This window comes from Granulibacter bethesdensis (genome assembly GCF_001889525.1).
In the GTDB taxonomy this organism is placed as follows: domain Bacteria; phylum Pseudomonadota; class Alphaproteobacteria; order Acetobacterales; family Acetobacteraceae; genus Granulibacter; species Granulibacter bethesdensis_C.
This window is the reverse complement of the sequence record NZ_CP018192.1, coordinates 183,118-197,258: the sequence shown is the minus strand read 5'-3', so window position 1 is coordinate 197,258 and position 14,141 is coordinate 183,118. Positions and strand designations below refer to the sequence as shown.

The window sequence follows — 14,141 nt, the reverse complement described above, 5'->3', positions numbered from 1 at the left end:
GGTCATTGTCTTTCCTGTCATGCGGCTTGCACCGACGCCGTTTTCTACGAAGCAGAGATAACGCGTTCCTTGTCTGATCCAAGAGCCAGCCTTGCCTCCGCCAGACCGAAGCCAAGCAGCAGGAAGAACCAGCCGGAAAGAGGCATGGATGTCACACTGCTGGCGGAGGCGAGCGGCCATTCCTGGATCAGCACGGCTGCCAGCAAACCAACCCGCAGCGGCGTGGGATGGCGATAAAGCCCTCGCGCCAGTGCCACCACCCATGCGATCACCAGTGCTGAAAACAGCAGCAGCCCCGGATAACCGGCATCTGTCAGCGCCTGCAGATAATGATTGTGCGGATGCTGCACGCAGATCGCGGCGCCTCCCCCATCGGTTGAGCAATCTCCCAGTGCCCGCCCAACAGAACGCACGCCGAAATAATGCGGATCGTCACAGCCAGTGCGGAATCCGTCAAAGCCCCTTCCCGTCAGCGGATTATCCGCCGCCATCACCAGAGAGCGGCTGAGAATCTGCCCGTAATGGCTGCCTCCGAAGGCGCCCATCTGCTGACTGAACTTTTCCACCAGCCGATGGTGCACCTGAGGTGAAATCACCGGAGAAGCCGCCACCAGACATCCGGCCAGCACCGCCAGCGCCGCCAGCGGAAGACGCAAACGCCGCAGATAGATGAATGCCACACCCAGCCCCGGCCCCAGAACCAGCAGCAGCGGCATCCGCTCCCCCATCAACACAAGCAAACCGACCGAGCCGGCAGCCAGCACAATGCGCAAGACACCAGCCGGCTGCCATGGTGCGCGCAACGCCTGCATCAGCATAGGCAACAGCACAGGAAACAGCAGACGGGAGTAAGGAGGGGCCGCACGGGGATGCTGATAAGGACCAGTCAACTCCCCATCGGGACCACGCGGCCAGCCGAACATATTATGGCCGGTTACGAACTGAAAAGCCGTCTGGGCAGCCATATAGAAAAACGTGATTTCCAACAGCCGCCGCAGCCACAGCCTCACCTGCTCCCCACGCAGCAGCAGATGCTCCAGCGCCGCCACAAAAATCAGGACTCTGACTGTCAGCACCGCCTGCAACAGGGAAGAAAGTCCCCCCTGCCCCAGACTGCCGATCGGCAGGGAACACAGCACCAGCCATCCCCACCACAACAGACCAATCTTCAGCCAGCCAGTACGGAACCATCCCCATTCATGGGCCAGCGCCGAGCGGATCAGGAACAGGGCCGCAATGCCTGACATCAGACATTCCGCAATCCCGCGCCCATGCGTCAGAAAAATCGGCAGCAGCAGTAACGCCACCACCGAGACACGTTCAATGCCGGCGCTGACCGCCGCACGGGAAACAGTGTTCACGGGGATCAGACGATCTGCTCATATTTCGGCAGATGCCAGGATTCAGGTTCGGCCTCTGCCGCCGCATACCATTGCTGCATCAGCGGATGCATCCGCACCGCATCCCGGTAAGACGCAGCCGCTTCAGAAAGCGGCACATCATACGTCAGAAAGCGTGCCACCACCGGCGCATACATGATGTCGGCAACCGTCAATGCCGCACCATAAAGATAGGGGCCATCTGCCCCGAACCGCGCCCGTGTTTCGCTCCAGACCTGATCGATGCGCGCAAGATCGGCCAACACCGCCTCATTGAACATCAGCCCCGGAAAACGGCGGCAGACATTCATCGGCATGGCGATGCGCAATTCCCGGAAACCGGAATGCATTTCAGCCGCCAGGCTGCGCGCCTGGGCACGGATCATGGAGTCGGACGGCCACAACGCAGGCTGGATCTCGGCGCAATATTCGCAGATCGCCAGACTGTCCCAAATCGGCTGCCCCTTCACTTCCAGCACCGGCACACAACCACTGGGAGAAGCCTGCTTCACCTCCGGCGTATGCCCCCCAGCCAGTTTATAGACCACCTCCTCCGCCTCGATCCCTGCCAGCTTCACCGCCAGCCAGCCCCTCAACGACCAGGAGGAATAGCGGCGGGTGCCAAGCAACAAACGGGCGCGCGTGGAAGCAGAAAGAGCGGTCATGCTCTGCAATTCCTAAAAACTTTAAAAAAAGCCATTGAAGCCAACGGGCCTGAAACGATCAGGCATGCTCAGCCGATCTGACGGCGGAAACGCTCCACCGCTGCTACCAGTGCACGCCTGATCCCGGGTTCCAGCGCGGAATGTCCGGCATCGGGAATCACAGTCAGTTTCGCGGCCGGCCAGCACGCGGCAAGGTCAAAGGCGGAATAGGCCGGGCAGATCATGTCGTAGCGGCCCTGCACGATCTCGGCGGGGAGGGTGGCGATACGGTCCATATGACCCAGCAAACCCTCCGGCGGCAGAAACAGCCGATTGGCAAAATAATGCGCCTCGATCCGCGCCAGCCCTAACGCGCCACGATCCCGCGCAAACAAGCCAACCGTATCCGGATTCGGCAGCAATGTGCTGCACGAGCCTTCATACAAAGACCATGCCTGCGCCGCGGGCATATGCACCGCAGGATCAGCATCGTTCAACCGGCGGATATAACCGGCCAGCAGATCGTGCCTCTCTTTAGGAGGCAGGAAATTGGCGAAAGCGGCATATGCCTCTGGAAATACCTGGCGAAGACCATAGAGAAACCATTCGACCTCCTGCTTACGGCCCAGAAAAATGCCGCGCAGCACACAGCCCAGCACCCTGTCCGGATGTGCCTGAGCATAGGCCAGCGCCAGGGTCGATCCCCAGGAACCGCCGAACAGCAACCAGCGTTCGACGCCGAGATGAACGCGCAGCAGTTCTATGTCTTCTATCAGATCCTGCGTGGTATTGCGCGCCAGACTGCCCAGCGGACGGGACCGCCCCGCTCCGCGCTGATCAAAAATCACAGCCCGCCAGTAAACGGGGTCAAAAAAACGGCGATGGACCGTGCCCGCCCCCGCCCCCGGACCACCATGCAGGAACAGCACCGGGACGCCGTGAGGATTTCCCACCTGCTCCCAATACATGACATGGCCACCTGACAACGGCAGGTAGCCGGTTTCGTTCGGACCTATATCCGGAAAGAGATCGCCACGGGGCATAAGGGTATTTTACAGATGTAAGCCCGCGCATGAAATAGGGCTGCTTTCAGGAGGATCGCATAGATGGCCCGCGTTCTGCTCATTTTTGGCGGATTATCCGGCTGCATGGCAGTTGCCATGGCCGCCATCGCTGCCCATGCCTTACCCGACCCCGATACAATCCGCCTGGTGCAGACGGCGGTACAGATGCAGGGCTGGCACGCCATCATGATGATCATCTCGGCACTGCTTGCCACGCATGTGAATAAGGGTGTCGCCCGGAAAATCGCTCTGGCCGCCGGAGGCGCTTTTTTTGTGGGCACAGTTCTGTTCTGCGGCGATCTGTATGTTCTGGCCCTGCAGGGGATCAGCCTCAGCCCGCTGGCACCTATTGGCGGTGTAACCCTGATGCTGGGCTGGCTTGGTGTGGCAGCAGCCGGCGCAGTCGGACAGAGCACCTCTTTCACACACTGAAACAAAACGGTTTTATTACAGGGGGAGCATTGCTCTCATGCCGTGTTTGACGTTGTTCTCCACCCCAATCATTCCCATCCTCATGGTCGCGAACCGGACCAAAACAAAACCAGATCCGGTAGCTATTGAGGAAAGCGCATATCATGCAAAATACACACGGAACACGTCGGCAGCGAATATCCGGGCGCGCAATCCCGGTTATTCTGGCGCTGGGCCTGCCGCTGCTGATGGCAGCCTGTGCCGGCCCGACCCCGGAAACCGGCACAACCCATGCCAGGCTGATGAACAATCAGGATCAGACGGCCTGGCTGGGCAGCGGCAAAATCGCCACGGAGAGTTACGACTTCAACAAGAGCGTCGCCGCACATAACGTTTTGTGCAGCTGGGAGCCAACCTTCAATCCTGATAACTGCCGCTGATCAGCATCCGGATCAGATCGGTGAGGTCAAGCCAATGAAGCCAGAATCGCGTCACAGACGCGATGGGCTTGCGCCTCACTGAGATCCGGGTGGATCGGCAATGCCAGAATACGCGTGGCAAGATCCTCGGAAACAGGCAGCGACGCACCATCGTGAGAAGGAGCGTAGGCAGGCTGCATATGCAGCGGTCGCGGGTAATAGATGGCTGTCGGCACGCCCTGATCTTTCAGACTGGCCTGCAAGCCGTCACGCCGGTCCGCATCCTTGAGCAAGATGGCATAGATCGCCCAAGCGGAGCGACTATCCGGCACACGGGCAGGAGTGGTCAGACCAGCTTCCCCCGCCAGCCTTGCATCGTACAGCGACGCAATTGCTTCCCGCGCTTCCAGCTCCTGCCCGAACACCGTCAGCTTACTGAGCAGCACCGCTGCCTGAAGCGTATCGAGTCGGCCATTCATACCGGTGCGCAGAACCTCGTATCGTGTCGTGCCCTCGCCATGGGTGCGCAGGCTGCGATACAGCGCGGCACGCTCCGCATCCTCGGTGAACAGAGCGCCCCCATCGCCATATGCTCCTAACGGCTTGGAAGGGAAAAAGCTGGTGGCCGTGGCAACTGCTTCCTGCCCAAGTCTGCGCTCACCCAGGCTCGCACCGAAACTCTGGGCACAATCATCCAGCGTGAACAGGCCGTGGCGCTCCGCGATAGCGCGGAGCGCGGCCCATGGCGCGGGCTGGCCGAACAGATCCACGCCGATCACCGCACGCGGACGCAATACGCCTGCACGTCTCACGTCCTCAATCCGGCGTTCCAGCGCCACCGGATCAATCTGGAACGTCGCCGGATCAATATCCACGAAAACCGGCACCGCGCCCAGCACCAGAGGCACTTCCGCCGTCGCCGTATAGGTGAAGGCAGGGAGGAACACGGCATCCCCCTGACCGATTCCCTCCGCCATCAGTGCAATCTGCAACGCATCCGTGCCGGAACTGACTGAGACGCAATGGGTGGCCCCGCAAAACGCGGCCAGCTCTTTCTCCAGCGCCTGCACCTCAGGCCCCAGGACGAACTGGCAATGCGCGAACACCGCTTCGACACGGGGGCGCAGATCCTCCGCAATGCGGCGCTGCTGCGCTTTCAGGTCAAGGAAAGCGATCGGGGCTGCTGTCTCTGTCATGGGTCTCACTCAGCTGGAAGCCGTTTGTAGCAAAGCCGTCCTGTCATGATTGGGCTGATGCACAAATTCCGGCACCATCTGTGCCAGCACCACCAGCGCCGCCGCATGGTCGGCACGTCGACAGGCAGCCGCCAGGATGTCGATCGCATCAGCCGCCATCTCCGCCTCCACCACACGCGGGCGGGCCATCAGAAGGCCGGGATAGATGGTAGCCTCCGGCGGTTCCTTGCCGTGGAACAGTTCTTCATACAATTTTTCGCCGGGGCGCAGTCCAGTGAACCGGATGGCAACATCCTCATCCGGCCTCAGACCGGCCAGACGGATCAGTTGGCGGGCCAGATCGACGATCTTCACCGGCTCCCCCATATCCAGCACGAAAATACCGCCTTCGGGCACAGCAGAGGAGGCCGCCCCGGCACTGACCCCAACAACCGTGGCCTGTAAGACCAGTCCCACCGCTTCCCGTACCGTCATGAAATAGCGGCGCATATCCGGATGGGTCACAGTCAGAGGACCGCCACGCTCCAACTGTCTCTGAAACAAAGGTACCACCGATCCGGTGCTGCCCAGCACATTGCCGAACCGCACCGTGACACAGCGCATTCCGTTTCCATGACGCTGGGCAAGACGATCCAGCGCCTGACAGTACATCTCGGCCAAACGCTTGGAGGCGCCCATGACACTGGTCGGATTAACCGCCTTGTCAGTGGAAATCAGCACCATGCCCAACGCTCCGGCCGCCGCCGCCGCATCCGCCACGATCCGTGTACCGACTGCATTGGTCAGCAGGCCTTCCAGCGGATTGGCCTCTACCATGGGGACATGTTTCAATGCGGCGGCATGAAACACCAGCTCCGGTTTCTCCACCTGCATGATCGCATGCAGTCGGCCAGCATCCCGAATATCGGCCACAATCGGCTGACGCGGAACAGCGGGGAAAGATTCTCCCAGCTCCAGATCAATCTGCCACAGCGCGTACTCACCGTTATCCAGCAGCAGCAGGCGTGAGGGCCCGAATGCCGCCACCTGACGACTGAGCTCGCTGCCGATCGTACCCCCTGCACCGGTCACCAGAACACGCCGGCCCTGAATCAGCCGGGCCATGCCTTCCCGATCCAGTCTCGCCTGCGGGCGGTTGAGCAGATCCTCAATGGCCACCGGCTTCAGGGTGGCTCGCGCGGAATCCGCATCGGCCGCGGCATTGGTCAGCAATGTAGGATCGGCGGCACGGCGGAGCTGCACGCCCTGCTTTTCCGCCACATCCATCAGCATACGCATCCGCTCCCCGCCCAGTTCCGGCGCGGTGATAACGATCTGCCCCGGCAACTGTCCTTCTGTCCGCAGAAGCTCCAGCACTTCATCGGCCTGATCGACCGTGCCGAGAATCGGCTGCCCGTGAATACGCCGGCCTGTCTGGCGGGAGGACAGCGCCAGCAATCCGACCACACGCAACGAGGCACGGCGATCCTTGGCCGTCGCACGGAGAAACAGATCAGCGCCCTCGCCCGCACCGACCAGAAGCACGGTCTGCATCGGCGGGGCTGCTTCCGACGCATCCGCGCGCGCCCCGAAACGGACATTGCCTTGCGTCAAGCGGTAGGCCACCCGTGGCGTCCCCAGCACCAGCAACAAGGTCATGGCGAAAATGACCGGAAAACTTTTACTGGGCAGCGGCGTGTGCGCCATGACCAGAGCAAGCGTGAACAGCACGGCACCGCTGATACTGCATGCAGCGACACCGACCAGATCGCCGATTCCTGCAAAGCGCCAGTATTGGGTAGGCAGGCGGAACGGAATGCCCCCCAGCACCACGCTCAACGCACTGAGTAATAGCCACCATGAGGCCGGAACCGGATCAGTCCCCGGCCGGGCAAGCCAGTGCGCCACCGGAACGGCCAGAGCCGCCAGAGAACCATCCAGCAGGATGTTCAGCACGATACGGGAATAAACGCGTCCGGACGCCATGAGCGACCTATAAACAGCTCCAGCCCTCTTGCCGAGGGGGGAGACCGGTGAATTACCGTGTGCCCCGCACGCTTGATACAGGCTGGTGTTGCGGTTCCACGCGGCATCGGCCATGGTCCGCCGCCTTTTCCGGCCCGTTGCGGGAGCCTTGCATGACGTTCACGGCCTTTCTTCACCATCTGCTGTTCTGTGCCGCGCTGGCAGGGCTTTCAGCCATGATCGTGCGGATCATGATCACCGTGCGGGTCATGGACCAGCCCGATTTGCGCAAGGCCCACAGCATCGCCACCCCGAAAGGGGGTGGGGTGGGAATCGTCGTCGCTTTTCTGGCCGGATTGCTGGCCCTGTATATCTGGGCGGATTTTTCCCGGATTGCGGATCCTTATTTCCGGGGGGTCATTATCGCCTCCGTCGCCATCGCGGCCGTCTCGATGATCGACGATATTCGCAGCCGTTCCTTTACCGTCAAGCTCGGCACCCAGATCCTTGCCGCCCTGACCGTCATCGCCAGCGGGCTGAGTCTGCGCGACCCGAACCTTCCGTTCATCGGGCCGGTTTCCCTGGGATGGATTGCACCAATTGCCAGCATGATGTGGCTGATCTTCGCCACCAATGCGATGAATTTCATCGACGGGCTGAACGGGCTGGCCTCCGGCGTCTCCCTGATCGCCTGCCTGTTTCTGGCCTGGATCGCGCAGGAACAGGGCGGATATTTCATTTATTTTGCCGCCCTGCTGCTGGCCTCGGGAATTGCGGGTTTTCTGCCTTTCAACTTCCCCAAAGCCCGGATTTTCATGGGTGATGTCGGCAGCCAGTTCTGCGGTTTCGTGCTCGCCATGCTCGGCATTGCCGCCAGCCGATTCGACAATGTGGACATGTCGTTCCTGCTGGTACCGATGCTGTTATTCGGCGTACTGTTCGATGTCGCTTTTACCTTGATCCGGCGTGGCCTCAATGGCGAAAACGTCACCGCCGCCCATCGTGGACACTTGTATCAGATCGCCTCCCGCAGCGGCTTCAGCCGGGAAGCCGTCACCCTGATCCATTGGGGTTTCGTAGTACTGGGAGGCTGTGCCTGCCTGCTGTTCATGCAAGCAGGGCCGAGCGGAAAACTGGTGATCCCGGCGCTACTGCTGGTGCCTCAACTGCTCTGGCTCGGCTGCGTCGTGCTGGCGGCCAGGAAACATGGAACGTCCTGGCGATAGGCGAAATCAGGATTCCAACATCCGGCGCAACAGCTCGACATCTTCAGCAAAAGCCGCATCGCGTTCCATCAGCTCGGTGACACGGCTGATGGCGTGCATCACGGTGGTATGGTCGCGATTGCCGAATTTGCGGCCAATTTCCGGCAGGGAGCGGCTGGTCAACTGCTTGGCGAGGAACATCGCCACCTGACGCGGCCGCGCCACCGCCCGCGCCCGGCGGGCAGAGGACATGTCCGTGAGGCGGATATTCCAGTGCTCCGCGACGCGGCGCTGGATTTCCTCGATGGTGATGCGACGGTCATGCGCCTTCAGAATATCGTGCAGCACTTCCTGTGCGGTTTCCAGCGTCAGCGCCCGGCCAAACAGATTGGCATGGGCGATCAGCCGGTTCAACGCGCCTTCCAGCTCCCGCACGTTCGAGGTGATCTTGTGCGCAAGGAATTCCAGCACCTTGGGAGAGACCTCGACGCCGGCCTTCTGCACCTTGGCTTCGAGAATCGAAATACGCAGCTCAAAGGTGGTGGCATGCAGATCGGCCACCATGCCGCAGCCGAGACGGGTCCGCAGACGATCTTCCAGCCCTGACAGATCAGAAGGTGATTTGTCAGCCGAAACAACAATCTGCTTGCCCGCATCCACCAGCGCATTGAAGGTATGGAAGAATTCTTCCTGCGTATTGTCCTTGCCGATCAGGAACTGAAGGTCATCCACCATCAGCACATCGACACTGCGCAGCTCTTCCTTGAACTCCATGGTGGATTGGCTGCGAATGGCGGCAATAAAGCGATACATGAACTTCTCGGCCGACATATAGGCGACAGAGACTGGCGCACGTCCCGGACGGTTCAGCTCCCACGCGATGGCATGCATCAGATGCGTCTTGCCGAGACCAACACCGCCATACAGGAAGAGCGGATTGAAACCCGGGCTGGCGGGGCTTTCCGCCACGCGGCGCGCGCAGGCATAGGCGAATTCATTGGGTTTACCAACCACGAAGGTCTCGAAGCTGAAGCGCCGATCCAGCGCATGCATATCGCCGGCGCGTCCGGCCTCATCCAACGCAGGGCCAGCCAGAGAAGAAGGGGCCAGAGTGTCTGCTTCCGGAAGACCCACCTGATCCGCGACCGGCGATACACGCTCTGCCGGAGCAGATGCTTTCTGGACGATACCGCTTTCATACAGGCTTTCGGTCAGACCGTGGCCACTCTCCGTCACGGAGCCGAGGCGGATATCCACCCGCCTGACCGCAGGATTTTCCGCCTGCCACAGCATATTCAGGCGATCGGAGTAATGAGAACGCACCCAGTCACGCAGAAAACGGGTCGGCAGGTGAATGGCAACCTCGTCTGCCTCCAACCCGGCCAGCGTCATTTGTCGCAGCCAGGTCCGGTATTCAACTTCCCCGACCTCAGCCCGCAGCCTCTGACGTACGCGATTCCATTGCTCGGCCAGCAAGCCAGCCGAAACCGGACGCTCGGTTGCTGGCGTAACATCGGCAAAGTCATCGCGTTTTTTTGCAGCGTGAACGGAGATATCCTGTTCCGCGCTGCTGCCGTGTTCTGACACTGCCCGCACCTACCCGGATCAAACGGCCCTGAAGAGAGGACCGATATTCAAACGACATGTTGCTTCGTCTGCCTGAACAGGAACCATGCACGTCCTGTCAGACCTTCCTCACCATAGGCAGGAAGTCGATATCTTAGGTTGCATCGGAGATGATCCGGAAGCAATCCAAAAGTCATACCCTATAGTCAGAAAGATTTGAACGATCACGGCACTGAGAACCAAAGTCCTGGAGAAAGGACAGTAGCCCTAGACAACAAAAATACTGCTACCCGTCGAATGGACAGCAGTATTCGTGCAGATTGATAGTGCCGAAAATCAAGACACTGACTAAAGTCAGATGTCTGATAACAAAATTACGGGACCGATATTAAAAATATCGGCTCTGTAATCCGGTCAGGCTCAGGCGGTGGCCAGAGCCTTGATCCGTGCCGTCAGGCGGGACAAACGACGGGCCACCGTGTTGCGATGGATCACGCCCTTGCCGGCGGCGCGCTGCATTTCCGGCTGAGCCTCACGCAGGGCTTCGTTTGCGGCAGTGTGATTGCCGGACGCGATCGCGGTTTCAACCTTCTTGACGAAGGTACGCATGCGGGACTTGCGCGCAGCGTTACGCTCCGTGCGAACCTTGATCTGCCGGATGCGCTTGCGCGCTGAAGCGGTATTAGCCATCGATCTTCAAACCATTCGGTAATGCTAAGGACGGGTCCGGCGGAGTGGCCCGCCTGTGAGGGGCGGATATCTACGCAGCAGCCCGCAGAGAGTCAAGGAAACTTGCACACCCCGCCATTCGGCGCCGGCAACCCTGCCCCCTTCATCCCGCCTGTTTCCCCACCTGTGGCTGGGTACAGGGACAGAAATACGTGCTTCGACCGCCCTGCACGATCTGAACGATCCCGTGGCAGCCGGCGGACAGGCCGGGACAATGTTCGCAAGGCTGGCCCGCACGGCCATAGACTTTCCATGCGTGCTGGAAATAGCCCAGTTCACCATCCGGCTGCACATAGTCACGCAGGGAGGAGCCACCTGCGGCAATCGCTTCCGTCAACGTCTCGCGAATCGCGGGAATCAACCGCCGGAGTTCAGCCCGGGAGAGCTCTCCCGCGGCCCGCAGCGGATTGATCCCGGCCCGGAACAAAGCCTCCGAAACATAGATATTGCCCAGCCCGGCCACGATCCGTTGATCCAGCAGAGCCAGCTTCACCGCTGTACGACGACCGGCAAATGCCTTTTCCAGACTGGAGAGAGAAAACGCACTTTCCAGCGGCTCCGGCCCCATGGGGGAAAGCAGGCGATGCGCATCCTCCGCCTCAGTCGGCACCAGATCCATCATGCCGAACCGCCTCGGGTCGACCAGCGCGGCGATCCAGCCACCCTCAGCCATCATGGAGACGTGTTCATGCCGCTCCGGTTTATACCCCTCCGGCAAGGTCGTGTCGGCGGGTGCACGCAGCACGAAACGACCGGACATGCCCAGGTGAATCAACAGGCTGTCACCGCCCTCCAGACGCATCAGGATGTATTTTCCACGCCGACGGAAATCCCGCACATACGCGCCCGTCAACCGGGCCGCCAGACCGGGCGGCAGAGGAAAGCGCAAATCAGGCCGCCTGACCTCCGCCCGCACGATACGACGCCCCTCCAGACGCGCACGCAGGCCACGCATCACCGTTTCAACTTCCGGCAGTTCCGGCATGAAGCGCATTCCTTGTTTCAAGCGTCACGCAATCGTTTTACTTCGCCGCGTGACCTCCTATACAGCCTGCATGACAGAGTCACACGGCACCGTCCCCCCGATGAATAATCAGGCAGCTGGGAATGATCAGGCACCTGGCGAAACCGATTTCGGCTTTCGCGCCGTCCCGCGTGGTCAGAAAAAAACGCTGGTGCGCGAGGTCTTCGCCAGCGTCGCCCCCAAATACGATCTGATGAATGATGTGATGTCCCTCGGCATCCATCGCCTGTGGAAGCACGTGTTCAACACCGTGCTGGATCCGCGCCCCGGCCAGACATTGCTGGATCTGGCGGGGGGCACCGGGGATATCAGCTTCAACTGGCTGCGTTCCGGTGGTGGCGATGCGATTCTGTCGGACATCAACCCGGCCATGCTGGGGGTAGGGCGAGACCGCGCCGCCAGCCGCGGATTGCTGGGGAACCTGCGTTTTCTGGTGGCCGATGCCGAAACACTGCCGCTGCCGGACCGCAGCGTGGACCGGGTCTCCATGGCGTTCGGCCTGCGCAACTGTACGGACAAGCTGGCCGTACTGAAAGAAGCCCGCCGTGTGCTGAAAACCGGCGGTCGGTTCCATTGTCTGGAATTCAGCCATGTAACCGTCGCCGCGCTGGAACCTGTCTATGATGCATGGTCCTTTCAGGTGCTGCCCCGCCTGGGTCAAGCCATTGCCGGGGATCGGGACAGCTATCAGTATCTGGCCGAGAGCATCCGCATGTTCCCCGATCAGGAAACCCTGGCCGATATGATGCGGGAGGCCGGATTCTCCCGTGTGTCCGTGCGCAACCTGTCTGGCGGAATCGCCGCCATTCACAGCGGCTGGCGGCTGTGACGGACGCCGCGTTGCCTCAGCGTCTGGCCGGAAAAACCGTCCTGCTGATCGTGGGCGGTGGCATTGCCGCCTATAAAACCCTGCCCCTGATCCGCCTGCTGCGCGCCGAAGGATGCAGCGTCTCCACCATTCTGACCAAAGCGGGCAGCGCTTTCGTCACACCGCTCTCCCTTCAGGCACTGACCGAGCAGCCCGTACACATGGACCTGCTTTCCCTGACCGAGGAAAGCATGATGGGCCATATCCAGCTCTCCCGTGCCGCCGATCTGCTGGTCATCGCACCTGCCACCGCCGATCTGCTGGCGCGCATGACCGCAGGGATGGCTGATGATCTGGCCGCCACGGTCTTGTTGGCCACCGACAAACCCGTGCTGGCCGCACCTGCAATGAATGTCCGCATGTGGCAACATCAGGCGACACAGGCCAATATTGACACATTGACGGCCCGCGGCCTCACGCTGGTCGGGCCGGAAGAAGGGCCGATGGCCTGCCACGAATACGGGCCCGGTCGCATGGCGGAGCCGGAGGCGATCCATGATGCGATCCTCTCCCTTCTGGTCCCCTCCTCTGTCCCCTCCTCTGCCGACATCATACCGCAGGATCTGCGCGGGCATCACGCGCTGGTGACGTCCGGCCCAACGCATGAGCCGCTGGACCCGGTGCGCTATCTGGCCAATCGCAGTTCCGGGCGGCAGGGTCATGCGATCGCGGCGGCTCTGGCACGCCGGGGCGCACGGGTCACGCTGGTCAGCGGGCCGGTCTCCATTCCCGATCCACAAGGCGTTACCACGATCCATGTGGAAACCGGACGGCAGATGATGGCCGCCTGCGAATCTGCCCTGCCAGCCGACATCGCAGTCTGCGTCGCCGCCGTCGCCGACTGGCATGTCGAAGCCGCCGAGCAGAAACTCAAGAAAACCGGCGGCACACCTCACCTCACGCTGCTGCCGAACCCCGATATTCTGGCGACGCTGTCCGCGCCCGGCCCAAGACGCCCTGCTCTGGTGATCGGCTTTGCCGCTGAAACGGAAGCAGTGCATCAGCACGCCCGCGACAAGCGCTTGCGCAAAGGGTGCGACTGGCTGCTGGCCAATGATGTCTCCCCGGACACCGGCATCATGGGCGGAGACGATAACGCCATCCGCCTGATCACCGCCGATGGGGAAGAGGATTGGCCCCGCACCTCCAAAATGGAGGTCGCAGACCATCTTGCCGCCCGCATCGCAGCCTTAATGAACGCATCCTGAGGATCGAGACCGTCATGAATATCCTGATTCAGGTCCTTCCGCATGCGGAAGGGCTGTCCCTTCCCGCCTATGCCACTCCCGGTGCGGCCGGGATGGATTTACTGGCCGCCGTCATGGAACCGGTCACCCTCCCGCCCGGTGGTCGGGCGCTGATCCCGACCGGACTGCGGATGGCGCTGCCGCCGGGACATGAATTACAAATCCGCCCCCGGTCCGGTCTGGCCCTGAAACATGGGATCACACTGCCCAATACCCCCGGCACGATCGACGAGGATTATCGCGGCGAAGTAGGCATCATCGTGCTCAACACGGGTAAGGAACCGTTTATCGTCGAACGCGGTATGCGAATCGCCCAAGGGGTGCTGGCCCCCGTTATCCGCGGCACATTTCAGACAGTTGATTCACTGGATGACACGGAACGCGGCACGGGTGGCTTCGGCAGCACCGGCTGATTCCGGTCCGTTTGTTTCTCTGCCGTCACTAA

The 14,141-nt window shown here is 61.2% G+C and carries 14 protein-coding genes; 6 read left to right on the top strand and 8 right to left on the bottom strand.

Annotated features, from left to right (window positions below; genetic code table 11):
• Positions 1-44: 44 nt before the first annotated feature.
• The 3 genes from GbCGDNIH6_RS00875 to pip all read right to left on the bottom strand — a co-directional run bounded on the left by GbCGDNIH6_RS00875 (position 45) and on the right by pip (position 3,066).
• On the bottom strand, positions 45-1,361 hold the full coding sequence (locus tag GbCGDNIH6_RS00875; RefSeq protein ID WP_081369895.1) for an O-antigen ligase family protein: 1,317 nt from the start codon (positions 1,359-1,361) through the stop codon (positions 45-47).
• A gap of 5 nt (positions 1,362-1,366) precedes the next feature.
• A complete protein-coding gene (locus GbCGDNIH6_RS00870; RefSeq protein WP_072562522.1) occupies positions 1,367-2,044 on the bottom strand; it encodes a glutathione S-transferase in 678 nt (225 codons plus the stop codon).
• Between the two features lie 68 nt (positions 2,045-2,112).
• Complete coding sequence (gene pip, locus GbCGDNIH6_RS00865; protein WP_072562521.1) at positions 2,113-3,066, bottom strand: prolyl aminopeptidase; 954 nt, start codon at positions 3,064-3,066, stop codon at positions 2,113-2,115.
• 63 nt (positions 3,067-3,129) lie between these two features.
• On the opposite strand from pip, the gene GbCGDNIH6_RS00860 reads away from it, so the two are divergent.
• Together GbCGDNIH6_RS00860 and GbCGDNIH6_RS00855 are read left to right on the top strand one after the other, a co-directional pair.
• Complete coding sequence (locus GbCGDNIH6_RS00860) at positions 3,130-3,519, top strand: DUF423 domain-containing protein (protein WP_072562520.1); 390 nt, start codon at positions 3,130-3,132, stop codon at positions 3,517-3,519.
• Positions 3,520-3,662: 143 nt separating this feature from the next.
• Positions 3,663-3,938, top strand: a complete 276-nt coding sequence (locus GbCGDNIH6_RS00855; RefSeq protein WP_072562519.1) for a hypothetical protein — start codon at positions 3,663-3,665, stop codon at positions 3,936-3,938.
• 26 nt (positions 3,939-3,964) lie between these two features.
• Here the strand turns inward: GbCGDNIH6_RS00855 and GbCGDNIH6_RS00850 are convergent, their stop codons facing one another.
• Positions 3,965-5,113 (bottom strand): DegT/DnrJ/EryC1/StrS family aminotransferase, encoded by a 1,149-nt coding sequence (locus GbCGDNIH6_RS00850; protein ID WP_072564209.1) that lies wholly within the window; start codon positions 5,111-5,113, stop codon positions 3,965-3,967.
• Between the two features lie 9 nt (positions 5,114-5,122).
• On the bottom strand, positions 5,123-7,078 hold the full coding sequence (locus GbCGDNIH6_RS00845) for a polysaccharide biosynthesis protein (RefSeq protein WP_072562518.1): 1,956 nt from the start codon (positions 7,076-7,078) through the stop codon (positions 5,123-5,125).
• Positions 7,079-7,230: 152 nt separating this feature from the next.
• Here GbCGDNIH6_RS00845 and GbCGDNIH6_RS00840 point away from each other — a divergent pair, with 152 nt between their 5' ends.
• Positions 7,231-8,283: a glycosyltransferase family 4 protein gene (locus GbCGDNIH6_RS00840; RefSeq protein WP_072562517.1), complete on the top strand. Its 1,053-nt coding sequence runs from the start codon at positions 7,231-7,233 to the stop codon at positions 8,281-8,283.
• 6 nt (positions 8,284-8,289) lie between these two features.
• Here the strand turns inward: GbCGDNIH6_RS00840 and dnaA are convergent, their stop codons facing one another.
• The 3 genes from dnaA to mutM all read right to left on the bottom strand — a co-directional run bounded on the left by dnaA (position 8,290) and on the right by mutM (position 11,542).
• Entirely contained in the window at positions 8,290-9,738 is a 1,449-nt protein-coding gene (gene dnaA, locus GbCGDNIH6_RS00835; RefSeq protein ID WP_072564208.1) for a chromosomal replication initiator protein DnaA, read from the bottom strand.
• Positions 9,739-10,248: 510 nt separating this feature from the next.
• On the bottom strand, positions 10,249-10,518 hold the full coding sequence (gene rpsT / locus GbCGDNIH6_RS00830; protein WP_011630868.1) for a 30S ribosomal protein S20: 270 nt from the start codon (positions 10,516-10,518) through the stop codon (positions 10,249-10,251).
• 142 nt (positions 10,519-10,660) lie between these two features.
• A complete protein-coding gene (gene mutM / locus GbCGDNIH6_RS00825; RefSeq protein WP_072564207.1) occupies positions 10,661-11,542 on the bottom strand; it encodes a bifunctional DNA-formamidopyrimidine glycosylase/DNA-(apurinic or apyrimidinic site) lyase in 882 nt (293 codons plus the stop codon).
• A gap of 100 nt (positions 11,543-11,642) precedes the next feature.
• Here mutM and GbCGDNIH6_RS00820 point away from each other — a divergent pair, with 100 nt between their 5' ends.
• Genes GbCGDNIH6_RS00820 through dut form a run of 3 tightly spaced genes read left to right on the top strand, consistent with a single transcriptional unit; the run spans position 11,643 to position 14,109 of the window.
• Positions 11,643-12,410: a class I SAM-dependent methyltransferase gene (locus GbCGDNIH6_RS00820; protein WP_072562516.1), complete on the top strand. Its 768-nt coding sequence runs from the start codon at positions 11,643-11,645 to the stop codon at positions 12,408-12,410.
• The gene (gene coaBC / locus GbCGDNIH6_RS00815; protein ID WP_072562515.1) at positions 12,407-13,657 is read left to right on the top strand and encodes a bifunctional phosphopantothenoylcysteine decarboxylase/phosphopantothenate--cysteine ligase CoaBC; all 1,251 of its coding nucleotides are present in this window, start codon (positions 12,407-12,409) and stop codon (positions 13,655-13,657) included. The genes GbCGDNIH6_RS00820 and coaBC overlap by 4 nt, the downstream gene beginning before the upstream one ends.
• 14 nt (positions 13,658-13,671) lie before the next feature.
• Positions 13,672-14,109, top strand: a complete 438-nt coding sequence (gene dut / locus GbCGDNIH6_RS00810) for a dUTP diphosphatase (protein ID WP_072562514.1) — start codon at positions 13,672-13,674, stop codon at positions 14,107-14,109.
• The last annotated feature ends 32 nt before the right edge of the window (positions 14,110-14,141 follow it).